The sequence below is a fragment of the Vibrio sp. TRT 17S01 genome, assembly GCF_050113695.1.
GTDB lineage: Bacteria > Pseudomonadota > Gammaproteobacteria > Enterobacterales > Vibrionaceae > Vibrio.
The window spans coordinates 214,076-236,642 of record NZ_JBNJOG010000002.1 but is presented as its reverse complement, the minus strand read 5'-3'; the positions used below and the strand labels follow the sequence as shown (position 1 = coordinate 236,642).

Annotated in this window: 18 protein-coding genes; 13 read left to right on the top strand and 5 right to left on the bottom strand. The window is 44.7% G+C overall.

Annotation, left to right across the window (positions count from 1 at the left end; genetic code table 11):
• Positions 1 to 47 precede the first annotated feature (47 nt).
• From ACQEXS_RS04355 to ACQEXS_RS04335, 5 genes are all read left to right on the top strand, one after another.
• Positions 48 to 662 (top strand): YfgM family protein, encoded by a 615-nt coding sequence (locus tag ACQEXS_RS04355; protein ID WP_427012956.1) that lies wholly within the window; start codon positions 48 to 50, stop codon positions 660 to 662.
• A 10-nt stretch (positions 663 to 672) separates the two neighbouring features.
• Positions 673 to 1,833: an outer membrane protein assembly factor BamB gene (gene bamB / locus ACQEXS_RS04350; protein WP_427012955.1), complete on the top strand. Its 1,161-nt coding sequence runs from the start codon at positions 673 to 675 to the stop codon at positions 1,831 to 1,833.
• A gap of 273 nt (positions 1,834 to 2,106) precedes the next feature.
• Positions 2,107 to 3,594 (top strand): ribosome biogenesis GTPase Der, encoded by a 1,488-nt coding sequence (gene der, locus ACQEXS_RS04345; protein WP_427009987.1) that lies wholly within the window; start codon positions 2,107 to 2,109, stop codon positions 3,592 to 3,594.
• Between the two features lie 72 nt (positions 3,595 to 3,666).
• The gene (locus ACQEXS_RS04340) at positions 3,667 to 4,545 is read left to right on the top strand and encodes an alanyl-tRNA editing protein (RefSeq protein ID WP_427012954.1); all 879 of its coding nucleotides are present in this window, start codon (positions 3,667 to 3,669) and stop codon (positions 4,543 to 4,545) included.
• A 327-nt stretch (positions 4,546 to 4,872) separates the two neighbouring features.
• Positions 4,873 to 5,097: a zinc ribbon domain-containing protein gene (locus ACQEXS_RS04335; protein ID WP_427012953.1), complete on the top strand. Its 225-nt coding sequence runs from the start codon at positions 4,873 to 4,875 to the stop codon at positions 5,095 to 5,097.
• On the opposite strand, the gene xseA is transcribed toward ACQEXS_RS04335, so the two are convergent.
• On the bottom strand, positions 5,090 to 6,421 hold the full coding sequence (gene xseA, locus ACQEXS_RS04330) for an exodeoxyribonuclease VII large subunit (protein WP_427012952.1): 1,332 nt from the start codon (positions 6,419 to 6,421) through the stop codon (positions 5,090 to 5,092). The two genes, ACQEXS_RS04335 and xseA, sit on opposite strands and share 8 nt — an antisense overlap.
• A 232-nt stretch (positions 6,422 to 6,653) precedes the next feature.
• Between xseA and guaB the strand changes: the two genes are divergently transcribed.
• The 4 genes from guaB to ACQEXS_RS04310 all read left to right on the top strand — a co-directional run bounded on the left by guaB (position 6,654) and on the right by ACQEXS_RS04310 (position 12,519).
• Positions 6,654 to 8,117, top strand: coding sequence for an IMP dehydrogenase (gene guaB / locus ACQEXS_RS04325; RefSeq protein ID WP_053440592.1), 1,464 nt, complete (start codon positions 6,654 to 6,656; stop codon positions 8,115 to 8,117).
• Positions 8,118 to 8,194: 77 nt separating this feature from the next.
• A complete protein-coding gene (guaA, locus tag ACQEXS_RS04320) occupies positions 8,195 to 9,748 on the top strand; it encodes a glutamine-hydrolyzing GMP synthase (RefSeq protein ID WP_427009990.1) in 1,554 nt (517 codons plus the stop codon).
• Positions 9,749 to 9,985: 237 nt separating this feature from the next.
• Entirely contained in the window at positions 9,986 to 11,701 is a 1,716-nt protein-coding gene (locus tag ACQEXS_RS04315; RefSeq protein ID WP_427012951.1) for a chitinase, read from the top strand.
• 224 nt (positions 11,702 to 11,925) lie between these two features.
• A complete protein-coding gene (locus ACQEXS_RS04310; RefSeq protein ID WP_367987108.1) occupies positions 11,926 to 12,519 on the top strand; it encodes an acetate uptake transporter in 594 nt (197 codons plus the stop codon).
• Between the two features lie 95 nt (positions 12,520 to 12,614).
• On the opposite strand, the gene ACQEXS_RS04305 is transcribed toward ACQEXS_RS04310, so the two are convergent.
• Positions 12,615 to 14,153 (bottom strand): alanine/glycine:cation symporter family protein, encoded by a 1,539-nt coding sequence (locus ACQEXS_RS04305; protein WP_367987107.1) that lies wholly within the window; start codon positions 14,151 to 14,153, stop codon positions 12,615 to 12,617.
• 284 nt (positions 14,154 to 14,437) lie between these two features.
• On the bottom strand, positions 14,438 to 15,697 hold the full coding sequence (locus ACQEXS_RS04300; RefSeq protein ID WP_427012950.1) for a D-amino acid dehydrogenase: 1,260 nt from the start codon (positions 15,695 to 15,697) through the stop codon (positions 14,438 to 14,440).
• Between the two features lie 109 nt (positions 15,698 to 15,806).
• Here ACQEXS_RS04300 and ACQEXS_RS04295 point away from each other — a divergent pair, with 109 nt between their 5' ends.
• From ACQEXS_RS04295 to ACQEXS_RS04280, 4 genes are all read left to right on the top strand, one after another.
• Positions 15,807 to 16,694, top strand: a complete 888-nt coding sequence (locus ACQEXS_RS04295) for a LysR substrate-binding domain-containing protein (RefSeq protein ID WP_427012949.1) — start codon at positions 15,807 to 15,809, stop codon at positions 16,692 to 16,694.
• Positions 16,695 to 16,768: 74 nt separating this feature from the next.
• A complete protein-coding gene (locus ACQEXS_RS04290) occupies positions 16,769 to 17,746 on the top strand; it encodes an ion channel (RefSeq protein WP_367987105.1) in 978 nt (325 codons plus the stop codon).
• Between the two features lie 124 nt (positions 17,747 to 17,870).
• The gene (locus ACQEXS_RS04285; protein ID WP_427012948.1) at positions 17,871 to 18,527 is read left to right on the top strand and encodes a hypothetical protein; all 657 of its coding nucleotides are present in this window, start codon (positions 17,871 to 17,873) and stop codon (positions 18,525 to 18,527) included.
• Positions 18,528 to 18,816: 289 nt separating this feature from the next.
• Positions 18,817 to 20,715: an enterotoxin gene (locus ACQEXS_RS04280; RefSeq protein ID WP_427012947.1), complete on the top strand. Its 1,899-nt coding sequence runs from the start codon at positions 18,817 to 18,819 to the stop codon at positions 20,713 to 20,715.
• Between the two features lie 61 nt (positions 20,716 to 20,776).
• Here ACQEXS_RS04280 and ACQEXS_RS04275 read toward each other — a convergent pair whose 3' ends face one another.
• Positions 20,777 to 21,880 carry an AI-2E family transporter gene (locus ACQEXS_RS04275; RefSeq protein WP_427012946.1) on the bottom strand — a complete coding sequence of 368 codons (1,104 nt, stop codon included), beginning with the start codon at positions 21,878 to 21,880 and terminating at the stop codon, positions 20,777 to 20,779.
• Entirely contained in the window at positions 21,873 to 22,556 is a 684-nt protein-coding gene (locus ACQEXS_RS04270; protein ID WP_427012945.1) for a potassium channel family protein, read from the bottom strand. The genes ACQEXS_RS04275 and ACQEXS_RS04270 overlap by 8 nt, the downstream gene beginning before the upstream one ends.
• Positions 22,557 to 22,567: the final 11 nt, after the last annotated feature.

Genomic DNA, 22,567 nt, shown 5'->3' with positions numbered 1-22,567 from the left:
AGTGGCGATTTCGATCGCCACTTTTTGTGAATTTAAGAGGACAGGAAGTGGAACTCTACGATACTGAAGAACAACAAGTTGAAGCGATCAAAGATTGGTGGAAAGAGAATGGCAAAGCTGTCATTTTTGGTGCCGTGATCGGTTTAGGTGGTCTGTTTGGTTGGCGTTATTACCAAGATTCAGTGACTGCGGCTCAAGAAGCTGCTTCTGAGTCATACACGAAAGTTATCACTTCACTTCAAGCGCAAGGCGCGGAAGCTGAAGGTGCGGTTCAGAGCTTTATTGATGGCAATAAAGAGACTGAGTACGCAGTATTGGCTGCATTGCAACTTGCTAAAGTTCAAATTGAAGCAGGTAACCTTGATGAAGCGCTAGCGCAACTAGAGTGGGCGAAAGGTGCAACGAAAGATGCGGCTTTATCTACCGTTGCAACTTACCGTTTAGCCCGTGTTACGGCGGAACAAGGCAATTTTGATGCAGCGATTTCTGAGTTAGCAAATATCAATGATTCAGGTTGGGCTGGGCGCATCGCTGAATTACGTGGTGATATTTTGCTACGTAAAGGCGACAGTGCTGGCGCATATGCGGCTTACACAGAAGCTCAGCAAGCAGAAGATGCAAGTCAGACATTGCAAATGAAGTTGGATGATCTGGCCAAGTAAGGGCGTTTGAATGAAGAAGCTTCTTAGTAAAGCACTAGCTACTGCAGTGATCCTTGGTACTCTAGCGGGTTGTGCAAGTGAAGAAGACACCATCATTATGGCGCCATTGCCACAGGTGGACAGTGAATTCACACCGAGCTCAAATTGGAGCACTTCAATCGGTGATGGTGTTGGTCATTACTTTTCGAACCTATCGCCAGCTTATGCATACGGTAAAGTATTTGTTGCTGCGCGAGATGGTTTAGTAAAAGCATTGGATCCTGAGAATGGTCAAACTTTATGGGAGACCGATTTAGAGCAAGACACCATCGCTCGTTTATCTGGTGGCATTACTGCAGCCTACAGCCAGATATTTATCGGCAGTGAAAATGGTCAAGTAATCGCACTGGATGAAGAAACCGGTGAAGTTATGTGGCGCGTCGATGTTGATGGTGAGGTTCTCGCAAATCCTACGACTGACAATAACCTAGTTATCGTACACACCAGCCGCGGTATGTTGATTGCTCTTGCGCAAGATACTGGAGAGCAAAAGTGGACCATTAGCACTGAAGTGCCAAACCTCACATTGCGTGGTGATAGTACACCTGCAGCCGTTGGTGGCGGTGTATTCTGGGGTACGGCAAATGGTCGTCTAGCGGCCGCAATTGTTGAGCGTGGTCAGTTGATCTGGCAACAACCAATCGGTACACCACAAGGTGCCACTGAAATTGATCGATTGGTTGATGTGGATGCATCGCCAGTAATTCTAGGCAGCTCACTCTACATTGTCGGCATTAATGGGCAGTTGACAGCGATTGATTTGCGTTCAGGTAAGCCTGCTTGGAAGCGTACTTACTCTTCTGCGACAGACATGAATAGCGATGGTAGCCGACTATTTCTTGTGACGGACAAAGATCACGTTGTGGCAGTTGATGCTCGTAGTGGGACGGAGCTATGGAGTAATGATTTACTTCAACACCGTTTATTAACTGCACCAGCAATCATCGATGGCTACGTTGTTGTAGGTGACAGTCAAGGTTACTTGCACTGGATAGATCGTAGTTCGGGCGAGTTTGTTGCTCAGCAATATGTGAGTGACAGTGGTTTAGCTATTGCACCAATTGCGTTAGACGAAGGCTATGTCATTGTTACTCGTGATGGCGATGTAAAGAAACTGACGATCAACGAATAATTTCGTGATACAATTCACATTCGGCTCCTGGCTGGTTAACAGTTAGGAGCCGTTTTGTTGCGTATACTCTGAAAATTTAAGAACAAATAATTCACTTGGGTGTTGTGCTAGACATAGTTTCGACTAGCCACTGCTTTTTGATACGGTTTTAATCGCTCGTTCTATCATAAAGAGTATCCCAATGTAGGTTTGTAGTTATAGGTAAACACTGGTTAACGACTGATAACAAGTCATTACCTATAACTACATAGAAAGAATATTGTAGAGGTTATTATGGTACCTGTTGTTGCCCTGGTTGGGCGTCCGAACGTAGGTAAGTCTACGTTATTTAACCGATTGACTCGCACGCGTGACGCATTGGTTGCGGATTTTCCTGGCCTAACGCGTGACCGTAAATATGGTCAGGCAAAATTGGGTGAACATGAATTCATTGTTATTGATACTGGTGGTATTGATGGCAGTGAAGAGGGTGTTGAAACTAAAATGGCAGAACAATCATTAGCGGCAATTGATGAAGCTGATGTTGTTTTGTTTATGGTTGATGGTCGTGCTGGTCTAACTCCAGCTGATATCGCGATTTCCAATCACCTACGTAAAATTGAAAAACCGTCAATGCTGGTTGTCAACAAAGTTGATGGTATTGATGCGGATGCTGCATCGGCTGAGTTTTGGCAGCTTGGTGTAGAGAACATGTACCAAATTGCAGCGGCTCACGGTCGTGGGGTTGGTGCTCTTATCGATCGTGCTTTAAATCCATTTGCAGAGCAAATGCTTGAATCAGTTCAAGGTGAGATTGAAGATCTAACTGGTTTTGAAGACGAAGAAGAAGAGAAAGTCGATTACACAGAAGAAGAAGCTGAAGAAGAGTTTAAGCGTCTTCAAGAGCAGCCAATCAAGTTAGCGATTATCGGTCGTCCAAACGTGGGTAAGTCAACGCTGACTAACCGTATTTTGGGTGAAGAGCGTGTAGTTGTGTATGACATGCCGGGCACGACTCGAGACTCAATTTACATCCCAATGGAGCGTGATGGTCGTGAATACGTGCTTATTGACACTGCCGGTGTTCGTCGTCGTAAGCGTATCAATGAAACGGTTGAGAAATTCTCCGTTGTTAAAACGTTGAAAGCGGTAGAAGATGCCAACGTTGTGCTGTTGGTTATTGATGCACGTGAAAACATCTCAGATCAAGATTTAAGCTTATTAGGCTTTGCCCTGAATGCGGGTCGTTCAATTGTTCTTGCTGTCAATAAATGGGATGGTTTGGACATGGATGTGAAAGAGCATGTGAAGAAAGAGCTGGATCGTCGTCTTGGATTTGTCGACTTTGCTCGTATTCACTTTATCTCTGCGCTTCATGGTACTGGTGTTGGCCATCTATTTGAATCGGTTCAAGAGGCTTACAAATCAGCAACGACACGTGTGGGTACTTCGGTATTGACACGTATCATGAAGATGGCAACAGAAGATCACCAACCACCAATGGTTCGTGGTCGCCGTGTGAAACTTAAATATGCACACGCAGGTGGCTATAACCCACCAATCGTTGTAGTTCACGGGAACCTAGTTAATGAGCTGCCAGATTCATACAAACGTTACCTGATGAACTATTATCGTAAGTCACTGGAAATCATGGGGACACCAATCCGCATTAACTTCCAGAGCAGCGATAACCCATTTGAAGGTAAAGGCGGTAAGATGACATTATCTCAAGAGCGTAAACGTAAACGCCTAATGAGTATGATGAAAAACCGTAAGAAATAGCATCTCATAGGAAAATTTAGTAAAGCGCCATGTATTCTACTGGCGCTTTTTTGTACTTGAAGGAAATGAAAAATGGCAGTGAGTGCAACCATCACGAAGTTTTGTCATGGTATTTGGCAGTTGGAGAGTCAGATCCAGTTCGTCGAATCCTATGATGATGGCATTTACGTGATTACAGAAGAGACCCCATTTCACCCTGTAAGCCATATTTGGCCAGATCACCCTGCTGACAAAGGTTGTTTGCGCATTGGCAGTCAGCGCTTCTCGGTCTTCAACTGTCTGGTAGGCGCCGTAGAGCGAGAGACTGAGACGTTGTACGTAGGTGAAGCCATTCCCGTAAAACGAGATGAACCCGGTTGGTCCTTTGTTGTCGTGCATTGCATTAATGCTGATGCATCTTCTGTCATCGAAGGTGAGCGTGTGTGCTTAAGTGTCGATAGAACTTACCAAGAGGCATTAAGCCGAGGCCATAGTGCTGGTCATTTAGCCTTCTTGGCGTTAAATAAGGTACTCACTCGTGATGGTTATTGGCGTAAAGATGCAGACAGAAAAGACGCTCACGGTAACTATGACTTTAACAGCTATGCGCAAGTGACGAGCTTTGTCACTGAAGATTGTTGCGTGGATACTTATCGGCTAGGTAAAACATTGCGAAAACGCGGCCTAAACAGTGTCGATATGCTAACTGATCTGCAGCTTATTGCTGATAAGGTCAACGACCAATTGACAGAATGGCTGGCTGCTCAGCCACAAGTTGAGATGTTATGTCATGGTGAAACCTTAACTGATTCAAGGTACTGGCAATGTGACTTAGGAGAAGGGGAGCTTGCTGTCATCCCATGCGGTGGTACACATGTTTCTGGCTTAGCTGATTTTGCTGAAATCAAAGTGAGCCTGACTGAGCTTGATGCTCAGAATATTGAAATGCAAACCGATGTAAAACCATCATAGTTGAATTACGATCATTTTATGTAATTCTGATAATCTAATTTTTATATCTATATTTGGTTTATTATATTGTTTTAAATTCAAAAACAGCACATGTAACTTATGCTTTCGGTGTGTGGTTATATAAATGTTCTTTTTTGGGCAGATCGCTGATCAAAATGGATTTTGCCGATGATCTTGAAATGATCATCCGTATAAAAGAAAACATAAACGATGCTGTCGCTCAGTGCCAACAATGGCTTAACTCCATGTGACAGAGATCAATACTCAAATGAATGCAATTGTTACTATGCGCATCTGTCAGAGGAATAAGCTTAATGAGAGATCGAAATGTCTGATAATTTATGCCCAGAATGTCATCAGGAGCTCGATTGGCAAGGTCACTATCATTGCAAAGAATGTAATGTTGACTATAAAAAAGCAGGATTTTGTCCTGACTGTGAGGCTGAGCTTGAAAAGCTGCAAGCTTGTGGTGCGGCAAATTATTTCTGCAATAGTTGTAATGAACTCAAATCAAAGTCACGGGTTCGATTTGAGTTTCAAAAAGTCAGTTAACCGTAGAGCGAAGCTCACCATCAGATAAGCGGGTGACTAAAGTGTCGCCCGTTTTTACATCTTTCGCTTGAGTCACCACCTGACCTTGCTCTGTTTGTGTGATTGAATAACCACGTTTTAGCGTTGCCAGTGGACTTACCGTATCAAGCTTCTCTGCAGCAATCGCCAGTTGGTGACGCATGGTCAGTAACTTACGATCCATTGCATCCATTAGCTTTTGCTCAACGCGATCAAGCTTCGATTTTTGCTCTGCTAAACGTTTTACTGGTGAATTCAATTGTAGGCGATGATGCTTACGCTCAACGGCTTGCTGGCGCGTTGTGATGAATCGTTGCATTGCGCGTTGCAAGCGCATGTCCAACTCATCAAGTTGTTGTGTTTGACGCTGCAGTTGATAGCTTGGATGCTGACGCTCTAATCGGTGCATCAGTTGAGCTGATTGCTGCTTTTGCTGCGCTAAGTAGTAACGCATTGCGCTGGCTAATTTATGTTGCCGCGTTAGGAGTGCTTGATCTTTATGGCTGTTGTCACGGCTCACCAGTTCAGCCGCAGCTGAAGGGGTTGGCGCCCGCATGTCGGCGACAAAGTCTGCAATCGTCACATCGACTTCATGACCTACGGCACTGATGATAGGGATCTGACTTGCTGCAATGGTGCGCGCTACAATTTCATTGTTGAAACACCACAGATCTTCGAGTGAACCACCACCACGGCCGACGATGAGTACATCACACTCATTTCGACTATTTGCACGACCAATCGCTTGAGCAATTTGAATTGCAGCTTCTTCTCCCTGAACCATTGTCGGGTAAATAACTACAGGTAACGAAGGATCTCGGCGCTTTAGTACATCAAGAATATCATGCAGAGCTGCGCCCGTTTTCGAAGTAATAACACCGACACGTTGCGGGTGTTCAGGGAGAGGGCGTTTATTAGTCTGAGCAAATAAACCTTCGCCCGCCAGTTTCATCTTGAGCTCATCAAACTGTTGTTGCAGCCTACCATCACCTTCGGGTTGCATGCTTTCAACGATCAGTTGATAGTCACCACGAGGTTCATATAGGGAAAGTCGAGCTTTGACTAAGACTTGATTGCCATTAACGGGTTTAAAGGTGACACGACGATTGTTTCCCTTAAACATTGCACACTTCACTTGAGCGCGTGAATCTTTGAGGGTGAAATACCAATGGCCGGATACGGGGGCGGAAAAGTTTGACAGCTCACCGACCAACCACACGATCCCCATTTCGTTTTCAAGGAGTAAACGAACTTCTGCATTCAAACGGGAAACGGTGAAAATGTTTTGATTGGTCAGAGATGACACTACTAATCTCGTGGACGTGAGTATGGAAATTAGCGGCAATATAATACATATCAAGGGGGTAAATGCAAGAAAAAAATTAAAAAACTTGTGGTCAAGCGATTACGTTAACCGTATAATCCGTCCGCAATATCTAATCCAAATGTGACTAGTTACACAAAATTGGTTGCCCTCATTATGCGAAACGATGAGATTGGATTGTTCTTTTTACTCCTTTAATTGTGAGATATTGCAAATGCTAAGAATTGCCAAAGAAGCGCTGACATTCGATGACGTACTACTTGTGCCAGCTCACTCCACCGTTCTCCCAAACACAGCTGATCTTCGCACTCAGCTAACTAAGAACATCACCCTAAACATCCCAATGATCTCGGCGTCTATGGACACCGTAACTGAAGCTCGTCTAGCGATTGCGCTAGCGCAAGAGGGTGGCATTGGCTTTATCCACAAAAACATGTCTATTGAGCAGCAAGCTCAGATGGTTCACCAGGTGAAGATTTACGAAGCAGGTGTAGTTTCACACCCTGTAACTGTAAGCCCTGATGCAACAATCGCTGATGTTGTTGCCCTAACAGAAAAGCATGGTTTTGCAGGTTTCCCAGTGGTAACAGATACAAACGAACTTGTTGGTATCATCACTGGTCGTGACGTTCGCTTTGTAACGGACCTTTCTAAGAAAGTAGATGTTGTGATGACGCCTAAAGAGCGCCTAGCAGCAGTAAAAGAAGGGGCAACTCGTGAAGAAGTTCAAGAGAAAATGCACAAAGCGCGCGTAGAGAAAGTACTGGTAGTGAACGATGAGTTTCAACTAACCGGTATGATTACCGCGAAAGATTTCCACAAAGCGGAGCGTAAGCCTAATGCATGTAAAGATGCACAAGGTCGTCTACGTGTAGGTGCTGCAGTTGGTGCTGGCGCAGGTAACGAAGAGCGTGTGGCTGCTCTAGTTGAAGCGGGCGTTGACGTGCTACTTATCGACTCTTCACACGGTCACTCTGAAGGTGTTCTTAACCGAATTCGTGAAACTCGCGCTGCATATCCAGATCTCGACATTATCGGTGGTAACGTAGCGACAGGTGCTGGTGCTAAAGCGCTTATCGATGCTGGCGTAAGTGCAGTGAAAGTGGGTATCGGCCCTGGTTCTATCTGTACCACGCGTATCGTAACGGGTGTGGGTGTTCCTCAAGTTACTGCGATTGCTGATGCTGCAGAAGTAGCAAACCAGCACGGTATTCCAGTTATCGCTGATGGCGGTATCCGTTTCTCAGGTGATATCTGTAAAGCTATCGTCGCAGGCGCATCATGTGTCATGGTTGGTTCAATGTTCGCGGGTACTGAAGAAGCACCTGGCGAAGTTATCCTATATAACGGCCGTTCATACAAAGCTTACCGTGGCATGGGTTCACTTGGCGCTATGTCTCAAGGTTCTTCTGACCGTTACTTCCAGTCTGACAACGCAGCAGACAAGCTAGTACCGGAAGGCATCGAAGGTCGTATCGCATACAAAGGTCGCCTAAAAGAGATCGTTCACCAACAAATGGGTGGTCTACGTTCAAGCATGGGTCTAACAGGTTCTGCAACTGTTGAAGATATGCGTACGAAAGCTGAATTCGTTCGTATCTCTGGCGCGGGTATGAAAGAGTCTCACGTTCACGACGTGCAAATCACAAAAGAAGCACCAAACTACCGATTGGGTTAATAGCTAACCACAATTATTTTGAAGATTATGGGAGACAACCGTCTCCCATCCACTAAATTAATTCCGAGATTGACCCAATGACAAAAAATATTCATGACCAACGTATTCTGATCTTAGACTTCGGCTCTCAGTACACTCAGCTTGTAGCGCGCCGTGTACGTGAAATTGGTGTTTACTGTGAGCTATGGAGCTGGGATGTTGAAGAAGCGGATATTCGTGAATTCAATCCAGATGGCATTATCTTATCTGGTGGTCCAGAAAGCGTAACAGAAGAGAATTCTCCACGTGCGCCTCAATACGTATTTGATTCAGGTGTACCGGTACTAGGTGTATGTTACGGCATGCAGACCATGGCTGAGCAGCTAGGTGGTAAAGTAGCGGGTTCTACTGAACGTGAATTCGGCTATGCACAAGTTAAAGTATCTGGTGAATCTTCTATTTTTAAAGATCTTGAAGAAATTCAAGATGTATGGATGAGCCACGGTGACAAAGTAGTCGAAATTCCAGCAGACTTCGTGAAAGTTGGCGAGACAGACACTTGTCCTTACGCTGCGATGGCAAACGAAGAGAAGAAATACTACGGCGTTCAGTTCCACCCAGAAGTAACACACACTAAAGGTGGCCTACAAATGCTAGAGAACTTTGTTCTTGGCGTATGTGGCTGTGAGCGTCTATGGACGTCTGAATCGATCATCGAAGATGCAGTTGCTCGTATTAAAGAGCAAGTCGGTGATGACGAAGTGATCCTAGGCCTATCGGGTGGTGTGGACTCGTCGGTAGTTGCTATGCTGGTTCACCGCGCAATCGGCGACAAGCTAACATGTGTATTTGTTGATAACGGTCTACTTCGTCTAAACGAAGGTCAACAAGTAATGGATATGTTTGGCGACCAGTTCGGTCTAAACATCATCAAAGTTGACGCTGAAGACCGTTTCTTAAAAGCGCTTGAAGGTAAAGCAGATCCAGAAGAGAAGCGTAAGACAATCGGTCACGTATTCGTAGACGTATTCGATGAAGAGTCGAAGAAGCTGAAAAACGCGAAATGGCTTGCTCAAGGTACTATCTATCCAGATGTTATCGAATCAGCAGCATCTAAGACGGGTAAAGCGCACGTGATCAAATCTCACCATAACGTTGGAGGTCTGCCAGATGACATGGAAATGGGTCTTGTTGAGCCGTTACGTGAACTGTTCAAAGATGAAGTACGTAAGATTGGTCTAGAGTTAGGTCTACCTTACAACATGCTTTACCGTCACCCATTCCCAGGACCAGGTCTAGGTGTTCGCGTTCTTGGTGAAATCAAGAAAGAGTACTGTGACTTGCTACGTCGCGCTGACGCTATTTTCATTGAAGAGCTACACGCTGCTGACCTATACAACAAAGTATCTCAAGCGTTCACGGTATTCCTACCAGTACGTTCTGTGGGTGTAATGGGCGATGGTCGTAAGTACGATTGGGTTGTATCACTACGTGCCGTAGAGACTATCGACTTCATGACTGCACATTGGGCGCACCTGCCATACGACTTCTTAGGTAAGGTTTCTAACCGTATCATCAATGAAGTAGATGGTATTTCTCGCGTGGTTTACGATATCTCCGGTAAGCCACCAGCGACAATCGAATGGGAATAATTCGATATTGAGTTAACTATCAGCCCCGGCCTTTGTGCCGGGGCTTTTTTATGTTCACAAATTTGGTTAAAACTGTTGTTTGCTATCCATTTGTAATGCTTGTATTCATTTGTTTCAGTAGATCAAATCGAATTAACTCGCAAATTTAGTGTGTTATCAGGTAAATCGGTGCAATCACAGAATGCAAGATTCTACTCTTTGGAGGAACTCAATTTACGGAAATGAAAGGACAGACTGATGTTACAAGTGAAACATTTAGCCCTAGCGGTAGGTTGTACCTTATCTGCTGCCAGCTTTGCAGCCACCATGAACATTCAGCCGGATCCACAAAACCCAACGGGTTATGTGGTTTCTCGAGCTGATCTACTCGCAGCGGAGCAGGCGCAAACGTCTGATCCTATGTATGCCATTTGGGCGAAAGCTTTGGAAACGCAGCCAAATACGGTGGTAGAAGCAATTGCACCGGGTTTGGCTACAAACCCAGATAACGTTAAACGTGCTGAGCGAGTTTTCCCTCGTACAGAGTGGGATTTTCTAACTCAGATGGCTGCTCCTGAATACACCTATACGCGTTTCTTACGTGCCATTGGTAAGTTTCCAGCATTTTGTGGTGAATACACCGATGGCCGCAACTCTGATGAGATCTGTAAGACATCCATTGTGACGGCATTTGCGCATTTTGCGCAAGAGACAGGCGGCCATATTTCCGTGGACAATGTGTCTGACAACCCACAACGTCTTGAAGAGTGGCAGCAAGCGCTTGTTCATGTCCGTGAAATGGGGTGGAGTGAAGGTCAAACTGGTTATACGACTGGGTGTGGTCAAAACGATTGGCAAAATAAAAAATGGCCTTGTGCTGCTGGACAAGGTTATTTCGGCCGTGGTGCTAAACAGCTTTCTTACCACTTTAACTACGGCGCGTTTTCTGAGGTGATGTTTGATGGCGATGCAAGCGTATTGCTAAATAACCCAGGTTTGGTTGCTGATTCATGGCTGAACTTAGCTTCTGCGATCTGGTTCTTCTTAACGCCTCAAGCGCCAAAACCAGCCATGTTGCATGTCATCGACCGTACTTGGTCTCCATCACAACGCGAGACTGATGCTGGGATTGGTTATGGCTTTGGTACGACCATCAATATCATTAACGGTGGTATTGAGTGTGGTGAACAAAATAAAGACAAAGGCCAGCCAGTTAACCGTATCCGTTACTGGGAAGGCTTATCTAACCATTATCAAATTTCATTAAAAGCTGATGAGAAAAACACGTGTTGGCAGCAAACGCCTTATGGCAGTTTGAACCTAAATGGTGCGACTGATGTGCTGTATACCAACTGGGATGGAAACTGGAAATACTATGCAGACCGTCCGGGTGGTTACTCGTTTGAATGTGAACTTGTAGGTTTCCAAACCGCGTATTCTGCACTGGTACCGGGTGATTACGAGAAGTGTGTGACTAACTTCTACGGTTCTCATTCAAGTTGGCCAGAAGTACGAGTGGTGGACCAACTTGATCCGGTTGATCCTGGCACTGACCCAGGTGGTAATGCATGGGATGTGAACAAAGTATACGTTGGTGGTGACCAAGTGACGCACAATGGCGCAACTTATCAGGCGAAATGGTGGACTCAAGGTGATGACCCAGCAAATGGTGGGCCATGGGAACTTGTTTCTGGTGCACCAACTGCTCCGGAGCCGACTCCAGAGCCAACACCAACGCCAGATCCAGAGCCAACTCCAACTCCGGATCCTGAACCAACACCTACGCCAGACCCTGAGCCAACACCAACTCCAGATCCAAATACTTTCATTCAATGGGAACCTGGGGTTACTCAGGTCGCTGACGGAGATAAAGTGACGTACAACGGTAAATGCTTTATCGCGAAGAATGGTCCGGGAGTATGGGAAACACCAACTCAATCAAACTGGTTCTGGGATGAGATCAGTTGCCAGTAAGACTCATTCGGTCATTGTGACCTAGACTTAAAAGCTTCGGTTTATGCCGAAGCTTTTTTATTTAGCATTCATAACCTGATGAAATATGGAACTTATTTAAATGCAATAGATTTCATTTGGCTATAAATGGAAACTTAGTTTGTGAAAAACGCTTTTGTGTTTATTTTTTGCTTCATTAAAATTCGCGCGTAAATTTTATCAACTTTTTTTAAAGGTACGCGTCAATGTCAACGAAACTGGCTAACCCAGCACCTCTAGGTCTTATGGGTTTTGGTATGACTACTATTCTGCTGAATATCCACAATGCAGGCTTCTTCCCGATGGATTCAATGATCCTTGCAATGGGTATTTTTTATGGCGGTCTGAGCCAAGTTATCGTTGGTATCATGTGCTTTAAGCGTGGCGACACGTTTGGTACAACAGCGTTTACTTCTTATGGTCTATTCTGGCTAACATTGGTTGGTTTGATCGTAATGCCATACATGGGTCTACCTGCTAGCCCAGCACATTTCATGGGTTGGTACCTAGCACTATGGGGTATTTTCACTGGTTTTATGTTTATTGGCTCTCTATGCTACCCATTTGCTAAGCAAGTTGTATTTGGCTCACTTACGATTCTATTTGGCCTGCTAGCGGCGCGTGATTTTACTGGCAGCGAACTTATCGGCACTCTTGCTGGTTTTGAAGGTATCTTCTGCGGTGCAAGTGCTATTTACTTCGCTATGGCACAAGTACTTAACAATGAATACGGCCGTACTATTTTGCCAATTGGCGAAAAGAAAAAGCCAGAAATTGCAGCGCAAGAAATCGCAGCATAATTTCTATCAGCTTTACTCAACGGGAACAGGTTGAGGAAAAGAAAAGGGTTAGCTTTGCTAACCCTTTTTTCTTACCACTGCTTTTTAATTCTCAGTTAAGTCGATGGCTGCTCCACCGCTTGTTTTGATTGCTCCGCTTCTGGAGACTGACCCGTCTTACGACGGTACTTATCTTCCCAATAATCAGCCCCTTTAATACCAAGCTTCACTGGGTTGAAGGTAAATTCAGTCACGCCTTGCTTTTGCTGTTCTTCGTAGTCTTTTAATGCCTTTAATGCAGGTTTAGACATAAAGAAAATAATCAGGATACCGACAATGTTGAGCCACGCCATGAGACCTACACCGACATCACCCATTGCCCAAGCAAGGTTCGCTGTCTTAACTGTACCGTAGAACACAACGGAGATGAGCACCAGTTTTAGCACGAACATAAGCCCATTTACCTTAAAGGTACGGCGAATGTAAGCAATGTTGGTTTCTGCGATGTAGTAGTAAGCTAAGATCGTTGTGAAAGCGAAGAAAAACAGTGCAACTGCAATGAATGGTTTACCAATACCAGGTAATGCGCTCTCTATGGCCATTTGTGTAAATACAGGACCATTTGCACCAATATCAGCGGAAAGGTTTTGAATCAGGAAACCTTCAGCGCCATGTACGTTGTAGGCACCAGTAATTAAAATCATGAAGGCTGTTGCGGAACATACTAACAAAGTATCAATGTAGATTGAGAAAGACTGCACGAGGCCTTGCTGGGCAGGGTGATCAACACTGGCTGCAGCCGCTGCGTGTGGGCCCGTCCCTTGGCCTGCTTCATTAGAGTACACACCACGTTTTACCCCCCAACCAATTGCGGCACCAACGCCGGCCATCGGAGTGAAGGCATCGCCTAGAATCATGCCAATGATGCGTGGAACCTCGCCAATATTGAGTAGAATGATCACGAATGCCGTGATGATATAAGCGAGTGCCATAAACGGAACAACAATCTGTGTGAAGTTGGCAATACGTTTTACACCACCGAAGATAATAAAAGCGAGGATAATTGAAATTACGGTACCGGTAAGGATTTTTGCAAAGCTAAAGGTACCCATGGCGGTTTCAATCATGTCACCTGAGCCGAAAGCGGCTTCTACTGCGTTACCAATACTGTTTGATTGAACGCCTGGAAGTAAAACACCACAAGCGAAAATAGTCGCGATTGCGAAAATCCAAGCATACCATTTCTGACCCATGGCTTTTTCAATGTAGTATGCTGGACCACCACGAAACTCGCCGTTATCTTCTTCTTTGTATATTTGTGCCAAGGTTGACTCTGCATAAGCGGTTGCTGCACCGAAGAAAGCGACCATCCACATCCAGAAGACTGCGCCTGGACCACCAAAGCCGATTGCTGCGGCAACGCCTGCAATGTTACCCGTACCGACTCGGCCTGAGAGTGATACCGCAAGTGCTTGGAAGGAGGAGATACCTTTCTTCGAACTTTTACCTGAGAGCAGTAGGCGCCACATTTCAAAGAAATGACGAACCTGAACGAAGCGCGTCATGATCGAATAGAACAAACCAGCACCCAAACACAAATAGATCAGTGCTGGGCTCCAGATAATTCCATTCAGAAAATCAACTAAAGACTGCATAAGAGTTTCCCTGTTTCGTATGTTGTGGTTGTTTTGTGACCAAGATGGTAATTCTTTTTGTAAGGCATTTGTTAATGGTTTTGTTCTTTTTTGTGCTTTAGTGTGAGTGGTGACTCAAAATGCTACATTTTTGTTAATAAGTAATGTAATTATTGGTTTTGTGCTTTGTTTTATTGATTTTTATTATGACTGTTAAGTGTGTTTTGGATGTTTATATGGAGTGTTTTAGTCTTTGGTTTTGAATGTTGTGCTGGGTTTTTGTGTTAACTCAGCACAATATAAAGTTAATCGTAGTAGCGAGAGATATTTAAATCGACATAACGTTTTTTGGGGTATGACAGCTCCGAGATCACTTCCGCAAGAACATAACCAGAGCCACAAGCCATCGTCCAACCCAAGGTGCCATGTCCGGTATTGGTATATAAGTTACTTATCGTCGTACGGCCAATAATAGGAGGACCGTCCGGTGTCATTGGTCGAAAGCCAGTCCAGTATTCAGCTCGGGTAAAATCGACTCCATCGGGAAACAAATCACGCACGACATGGTTAATGGTTGCAAGCCGTTTATCGGGTAAGCTAGGGTCAAATCCCGCTAATTCAGCCGTTCCTGCCACTCGTAATCTTTGTTCAAAACGGGTTAAAGCGACCTTGTACGTTTCATCCATGATGGTGGATTGAGGTGCGTATTGTTCATTGGTGATAGGCAAAGTCAGTGAATAACCTTTGACGGGATAGACCGGGATATTAATGCCAACGGATTTGAGTAATTGAGTGGAGTAACTGCCCATGGCAACGACATACGCATCAGCGGTGACGCTTCCCTTATTGGTGATGACTTCACTGATTTTGCCATTCTTGGTTTTCAACTGCTCGATTTGGGTATCAAATAGGAACTCGACGCCTGCGGCCTGAGCCAATTGTGTCATCTGTTGACAAAATAGGTAGCAGTCACCTGTTTCATCATCAGGAAGGTATAACCCGCCTACTAACTTATCTTTGACGGGGGCAAGCCCCGGCTCTTGCTCAAGGCAACGGTTTACATCTAGTAATTTACAACAGGTGTGGCTTTCTTGAAGTAGGTTAATGTCTTTCTCAATCGCTGTCAGTTGCGCTTCGGTACGAAAGAGTTGCAGTGTCCCTTTTTCTCTTCCCTCAAATTGGAGATCATATTTTTGCTTCAGCTCAGTGAGGCAATAACGGCTTAAGCTGGCAATCTCAAGCATACGTGATTTGTTTTGGCGATACTTATCGAGAGTACAATTTGAAAGCATTTGCATGGCCCAATACAACATTTGGGGATTTAAGCTTGGTTTGATCTTTAAGGGAGCATGCTCTTCCAATAACCACCGGATCGCTTTGATTGGAATTCCGGGGGCTGCCCAAGGAGATGAATATCCATATGAAATTTGTCCAGCGTTGGCAAAGCTGGTTTCTTCGCCACTGCGAGGTTGGCGATCGATGACCGTTACCTCATATCCTGCTTGAGTGAGATACCATGCCGATGTCAGGCCGATAACACCACTTCCAAGAACTACCACTTTCATAGTGACCACTCCACAAATAAATAATGGATGCAGAGTGCAAGATTTACATTTGCTTAACAATCGATAAAATCTGTTAGCAGTGTATAGAATTTCTAAAACCTATGGTGATATGAAAACAGCATTGATTTCTGGGCTTAACTTGATCTGCAAAGTGGCAAAACATGAGAGTTTGTCAAAGGCTGCACAATCGATGCACCTGACAACCGGAGCGGTCAGCCAGCAATTGTTATTGATTGAGCAGTCGTTGGGTTTTAGTGTTTTTGAAAGGCATTCGCGTGGAATTCGTTTATCTGAACGAGGGCGTGACTTGGTTGAAAATATTGAGCCACACCTGCAAGCGATAGAACAACATGTCCACCAAGTGACGCAGCCCCAAGAGCACAAACAAGTCCGGCTTAAACTCACACCTTCCTTTGCATTCAAATGGCTAGTACCTCGGCTCGAGCAGTTTCAACGCCTTCATCCAGATATCCAGATCCATACTTTTGCAGAAGGTGCTTTAGTGGATAGCGAGAATCATGATTTTGATATCGCCATTGATTATGGCTCGTTTCCATATCGTAACAAGCATGCAGAACTGTTAATGGAAGAGTATTTATTGCCTGTAATGAGTGAAGGTTATCAACGCAGGCATCCGGAAATTTCAGACTTAAACAATGCCACATTGCTGCACGATGCCATGCCGTGGCGAGGAGCGGACAAAGATCAGGAATGGCGTTACTGGCTGCAAGCCCAAGGGCTGAACATCGCGTGTCATCGTGGGCATTTTTTTAACCGCACTGATATGGCAATGTCCGCGGCAGAAGCTGGGGTAGGAGTGGCGTTAGCTCGGCTGGCTCTGATTGGTTCTGAATTGGAGACTGGGCGATTGGTGAGCCCATTTGAACCCATTTCAGCCAATGCTGGTTATTTCATTCTTACTCACCGAGAAAATGACAGCATCCGTTTGTTTAAACAATGGCTGCATCAACAGGCCAGTGCAATGTCTTCTCTTTAAACGCCTGAGGTGTAATTTTAGCTGGCAGCCTCATATGCACCTTCTACACTTAAAATTGATTGAGGGCAGCGCATATGAAATCAGAACATGGTCGATGCAGCTATCGAAACCCCGATGGCTGGTGCTGCGATCAACCTGGTGGTGAATCTGGATTATGTTACTGGCATGATCCGGCCATAGATAAAAGCAAAGATGACGTAAAAAAACAGGTTGAGCAATGGGCCGCAGCGGGTAAACCTTTAGACGGATTTCAGTTGGCTAAAACAAACTTGGTGGATCTTAATCTGGTTAATCGAGGGAGTAAGCAAGGACATTTATGTCGTAATGCTGACTTCTATCGAGCCGATCTGACAGATGCACACTTTTTCGGCTTAGATTTACGTGGCACTTCTTTAATGAAGGCTAAGCTAGTGAATGCAAATTTGCATTGTGCAAAGTTACAAAATAGCAATCTCCTTGGTGCCGAACTCGCCCGTGCTCGTTTAGAGAACATTGATTGGGGTAAACACCTAAAACAAGAACAAGAAGCGTTGGCCGCGAGTAAACTGACCAATCGCAAAGAAAGCATTTCATTATGCCAAGAGGCAGAAGAAGTATGCCGTAATGTCCGAAAGCAATGTGAAAAGCAGGGGCTTTTTGAGACTGCTGGCATGTTCTTCCAAAAAGAGATGCGGTTTCGCCGTTATCAGATGCCACTGTACAGCTTGAAGCGATTTATATCGAAGATCGTAGATTTGTTTTGTGGTTATGGGGAAGACCCGTTACGTGTTGTGGTGTTTTCAGTTGCATTGATTTTTACTTGTGCAATGGCTTACTTCTTCCTTGATACCACTGCTGCAAGTCCTGTTTATGAGGGTGTAACGGGGTGGCAGTTTTATGCATTGGAGTTTTTTAATGCGCTTTACTTTAGTGTTGTCACCTTCACCACGCTCGGTTATGGCGATATCTCCCCAGTGGGAGTTGCTCGTTTCATTGCCGCGTTTGAAGCCTTTTTAGGCAGTTTTACTATGGCGCTTTTTGTGGTGGTCTTTGTGAAAAAAATGACCCGATAAAAAGCGATTAAAATGTAAATACATGCACAATATCAAAGAATTAAATAGGGTATTTTGTATCCGTTTATTTTTGAATCACGGGGATGAGGTATAATTGACCTATCTCTTCTGGGAGGTAATGCCGATGAAAATGTCACTTTTTACCGTCTCCGTGATCATTTCTTTTAGTGCGTGGGCAAATAGCGATGAACAATTTGAAGCGCTATTGCTTGCTAGCGCGATTTCGACCAATAGCGATCTTTCTTCTGAGCAAACGTGTCGTCTATGTCTTGAACAGGATGTAAAAGTCAGCCAGCGTAACTTTGAACGCCTGCAGAACGGGTTAGAGAAGCAGGCTCAGGCTTGCTTGGCCAATCAAATGGCTGAAGATACGTTACTTTATGAACTCGAAAGGCAAAGTGCACTGTCCGAAAAACGCATTTCTCCTCAAGTTCAGCGTTTGTTCCCAGCTTATCATTCCTCTGCATTACGTTGTGAAAACATGGTTGTGGATCTATTTGCGCCGTCACTTCAACAACTACAACGTGGTGTGGAAGAACCCATTGATCCCCACAGCTTTAAACGCCGTTATCAGGATGAAGTCGATATCTATCAACGCTTTGTCATACAGGCATGCCAGCCTATGGTCGCATTACGTAATTGCTTAATTGATAACAGCTATTCTGCTCGGTACATCTACAATAGCTTAAGACAAAGCGAAGGGCTGGATGCGGTCTCTTCTTCTCGCTCTTTAGGTCATCGTTATTCACCTTCAGGGGACACGCATATCGCTTTTTATTAATCATCGCTTTTGATATTTGTGATATGACGCAGGCTGTAAACCTCAAGGACAAATCGAAAGAAGGAAGCGCTCTTCTTTCAGTGTGTGTGGGTCTTGGGTGTTTAATCGTAAGTAATATGCCCAAAAGGCAGAGAAGAATAACGAAGCGTGACTTTTCATTTTCTATCAAATGAAAGGGTATTCGTGCTGTTTTCCGTAATGTCGGTTGCTGTGATTTTGTACGAAAAACGCGCTTTGTCAGATTGATTTAATAGTTGTGTTTTCAACACTCGTATTGGGACACAACGTAATGCAAACGAATAAATTCAATGGACTTCTTGTTGCTTCAATCATAATGGCGACTTCTCATGCAAACGCGAACACAATAAAGTTAACTAACCAACAGATGGCGATGACATTTGATGACAGCTCTGGTGCGCTCTCTCTGCTCGATTTACGTGCAGATAAAAAGATGACACCAACGGAGCTGTTTTTTATTACGCTTCCTGATGAAACTAAGATCCACACAAAAGATTTCACCTTGAAAGAAGTTCGTCGTAGTGGCGATCAAATTAATCTTCACTTATTGCACCCAAGTTTTGATGTGACGATAACACTCAGCCTTATCAAAGAGCGATACACAAGTATTACATATTCTTTTACGGCGATAGGTGATGAGCAGCGTGTGGCTAAACTGACGTTCTTACCAACGAAAGGCCAAAGTCAGGCTCCTTACGTTGAGGGTTCCATTAACAGTTCACCGATTGTTGCGGGTAGTTTCTTTATTTTGCCGCGCAAACCGATAGTTAATACTTATGCCTATGAAACCAAAACCAATTTGAACGTCGATTTAGTTACGCCAATCACCCAAGAAGCACCATTAACCTTTACCACCTATATCGGCACATTCAATGAAGTAAGCCAATTACGTCGAGAGTTTAATGGTTTTATTGAAGCCATGCGACCAAGGGCGTATCAGCCTTATTTGCATTACAACTCATGGATGGATATCGGCTTTTTTACACCCTATACCGAGGATGATGTGAAAAACAGAATGGCAGCTTTCTATCAAGAATTGGTGAAAAAGCGTGGTGTGAAACTGGATGGTTTTTTACTCGACGATGGCTGGGATGATCGGACAGGAAAGTGGGAGTTCGGCCCCGCATTTGCTGACGGTTTTGGCGGTGTTCGAGAGTTTGCTGATTCAATGAATGCAAGTGTGGGTCTATGGTTGTCCCCTTGGGGTGGTTACAACAAACCGCGCGAGATACGAGTTTCTCACGCCAAAGAAAATGGCTTTGAAACGGTGGATGGCAAGTTTGCGTTAGCCGGGCCGAATTACTTTAGAAACTTCAACGATAAAATTATTGGCCTAATCAAAAATGAACACATCTCATCATTTAAATTGGATGGGATGGGCAATGCAACTAAGCATCTTAAGGGTAGCCAATTTGCATCCGACTTTGATGCCTCCGTGCAACTGATCAAAAACATGCGTGAAGCAAATGAGAAGGTATTTATCAACCTCACGACGGGAACCAACGCAAGTCCATCTTGGCTCTTCTATGCCGACTCGGTCTGGCGTCAAGGTGACGATATTACCTTATATGGCAAAGGCTCTCCTGCTCAGCAGTGGAGCACTTACCGGGATGCAGAAACCTATCGTTCTATTGTTCGAAAAGGGCCGTTATTTCCAATGACCTCTTTGATGTTGCACGGTATTGTCAGTGCTGAAAATGCCTATTATGGCTTGGAAAAAGAGCAAACAGACCAAGATTTTGCCGATCAAGTTTGGTCTTACTTTGCAACTGGCACCCAGTTGCAAGAGCTGTACATTACGCCGAGTATGCTCAATGAAAACAAATGGGATACGTTGGCGGAAGCGGCAAATTGGGCTCGTGCCAATGCGGATGTGCTGGTGGACTCTCATTGGATTGGAGGGAACCCGACGTTACTGGATGTGTACGGTTTTGCTTCTTGGAATGGCAATAAAGCGATATTTTCGTTGCGTAATCCGTCAGATAAAGTGCAGTCATACTACTTAGATCTCGCTCGTGATTTTGAATTGCCTAAAGGAGTTAAAACAAGCTATTCGTTAAGCCAGACGTATGGTTCCAACTCAAGTTTACCAGAGCGTTATAGTGCGCCTGTCGTTATTCAGCTTGAACCACTTGAAACCTTGGTTGTGAATGCAGAAGCCATTCATTAATCCCATACGTAAAAAAGCCATTCATTTGCATGAATGGCTTTTTATTTCGAGTGACGCTGAATTAAGCGGCTTGTTTTCTCTCTTGTTCAATCTCTTCACGTTCTTGGTTTAGCCATAGGATGAAAAGCTTGTACCAGATCGCTAGGATAATTGAACCAAGGAACAGACCGACGATCCCTGCAAATAACATCCCGCCAATCGCACCAATTAAGATCACAGGCATTGGTACATCCACACCACGTCCCATTAACATCGGTTTTAGGAAGTTATCTGCAATGCCACCAAACAGTGCCCATGCGGTGAAAATGATCGTACCTGTCCCATCTCCTGTTGAGTAAACATAGAAAATGACTGGAGCAACGATCAAGAGTGCCGGAAGCTGAGCAATACATAGAATCAACACGCCAAGGGTTAGCAGACCAGCCGCAGGTACATTGAAGAAGAACATGGCAGAACCGATGATCATCGCCTGAATGAAAGCAACACCAACCACACCAATCAACACACTGCGAATGGTCGCAGCGGTCATTGTGGTCCACTCTTCTGCATTTTTGCCGACAGCACGAACCATAACGGTTTGCATTGCCGCAGAGACTTTTTCTGAGTGCGTCATAAAGCCCGCAGCAATCGCGAGAGCAATAATGAAGGTGATAAGGCTAGTCAATGCACCACCCAGCATAGAGGCCAACATGGTTACGAAAGATTGGATCTCTGGCAGGAAGGTCTGAACCCCTTTTTCAAGGTTGGTAGCAAACAGGTTCCACACGTCATACACCTTGTCACCAATTACTGGGATATCAGCAATACGTTGGGTTGGTCCTGGAATACTCACCTGACCGCTTTGTAGTACGTTAAGCGTATGGCTGATACCGTCGTAAATTGAATTTGATACCATCACAAAAGGCGTAACGAGCAAGACAATGCCGATGATCGCAATGGTGGTTGCCGCAAGGCCGCGACGACCACGGTAAAGTGCTTGAATTTTTAATGTCAGTGGCATGAGTGCAACCGCAATGATCGCCCCCCAAATCACCGGAATGATAAAAGGTTTAATGATGTCGTAAGTGAAAGTCAGCAAAATAACTAATAAGCCAATACGAATGGCGGATTCCACCATGTTACTGACAAATATTTTGCTCTGACGTTGTTCGAGTTGTTTATCCATTTTTCTTTACCTGATGTTCAATGTTTGAGCTGACTAAGCTTGAAACGACGATAGCCATATAAAACACGCCGACAATGGCTTCTAAATAAACGATGACCTGAGCGATTGGCGTAACCGGACTGATATCGCCATACCCCAGAGTGGTGAGAGTGACAAAACTGAAATAAGCAGCGTTAGAAAAATTTTCTCCCCATGGCGCTGCGCTCATGCCTGTGAATGAATCAGGGGCGAATTCTAATAAAATGAGATAAGCCATCGCCCACATCAAGCCGAGTAACAAGAACAAAGCAACGGAGCCGATGACTTTATTGATGTTCACGCTGCCGGTGAAAAGAATTTGACGAGCAATGGACTTAAACGTGCCAAAGAAAAAGGCAAAGGTTAAGCACAGCATCACGGCATCAATTTTTTCAACATGCAATAACGAGCGAAGGACGAGCACTGCCACCCATATTGCAACCAATGTGGTGAGAAAACGGTACCAGTTTTGATCGAATCGCAAACTGGCTAGGCAGACGATAAAGGTCAATACCGTAAAGCCTTGAAGGACAATATCGAGCAAACCACTACCTAGAACCTGAACTAGCGATGCACTGATCAGCAAGCCAATGAGCGCTAGTGTGAGGTAGAAGAAGTTATTCTCCTGATTAATTTTTTGGATCTTTTTTCTGATCATAAGTGTGAACC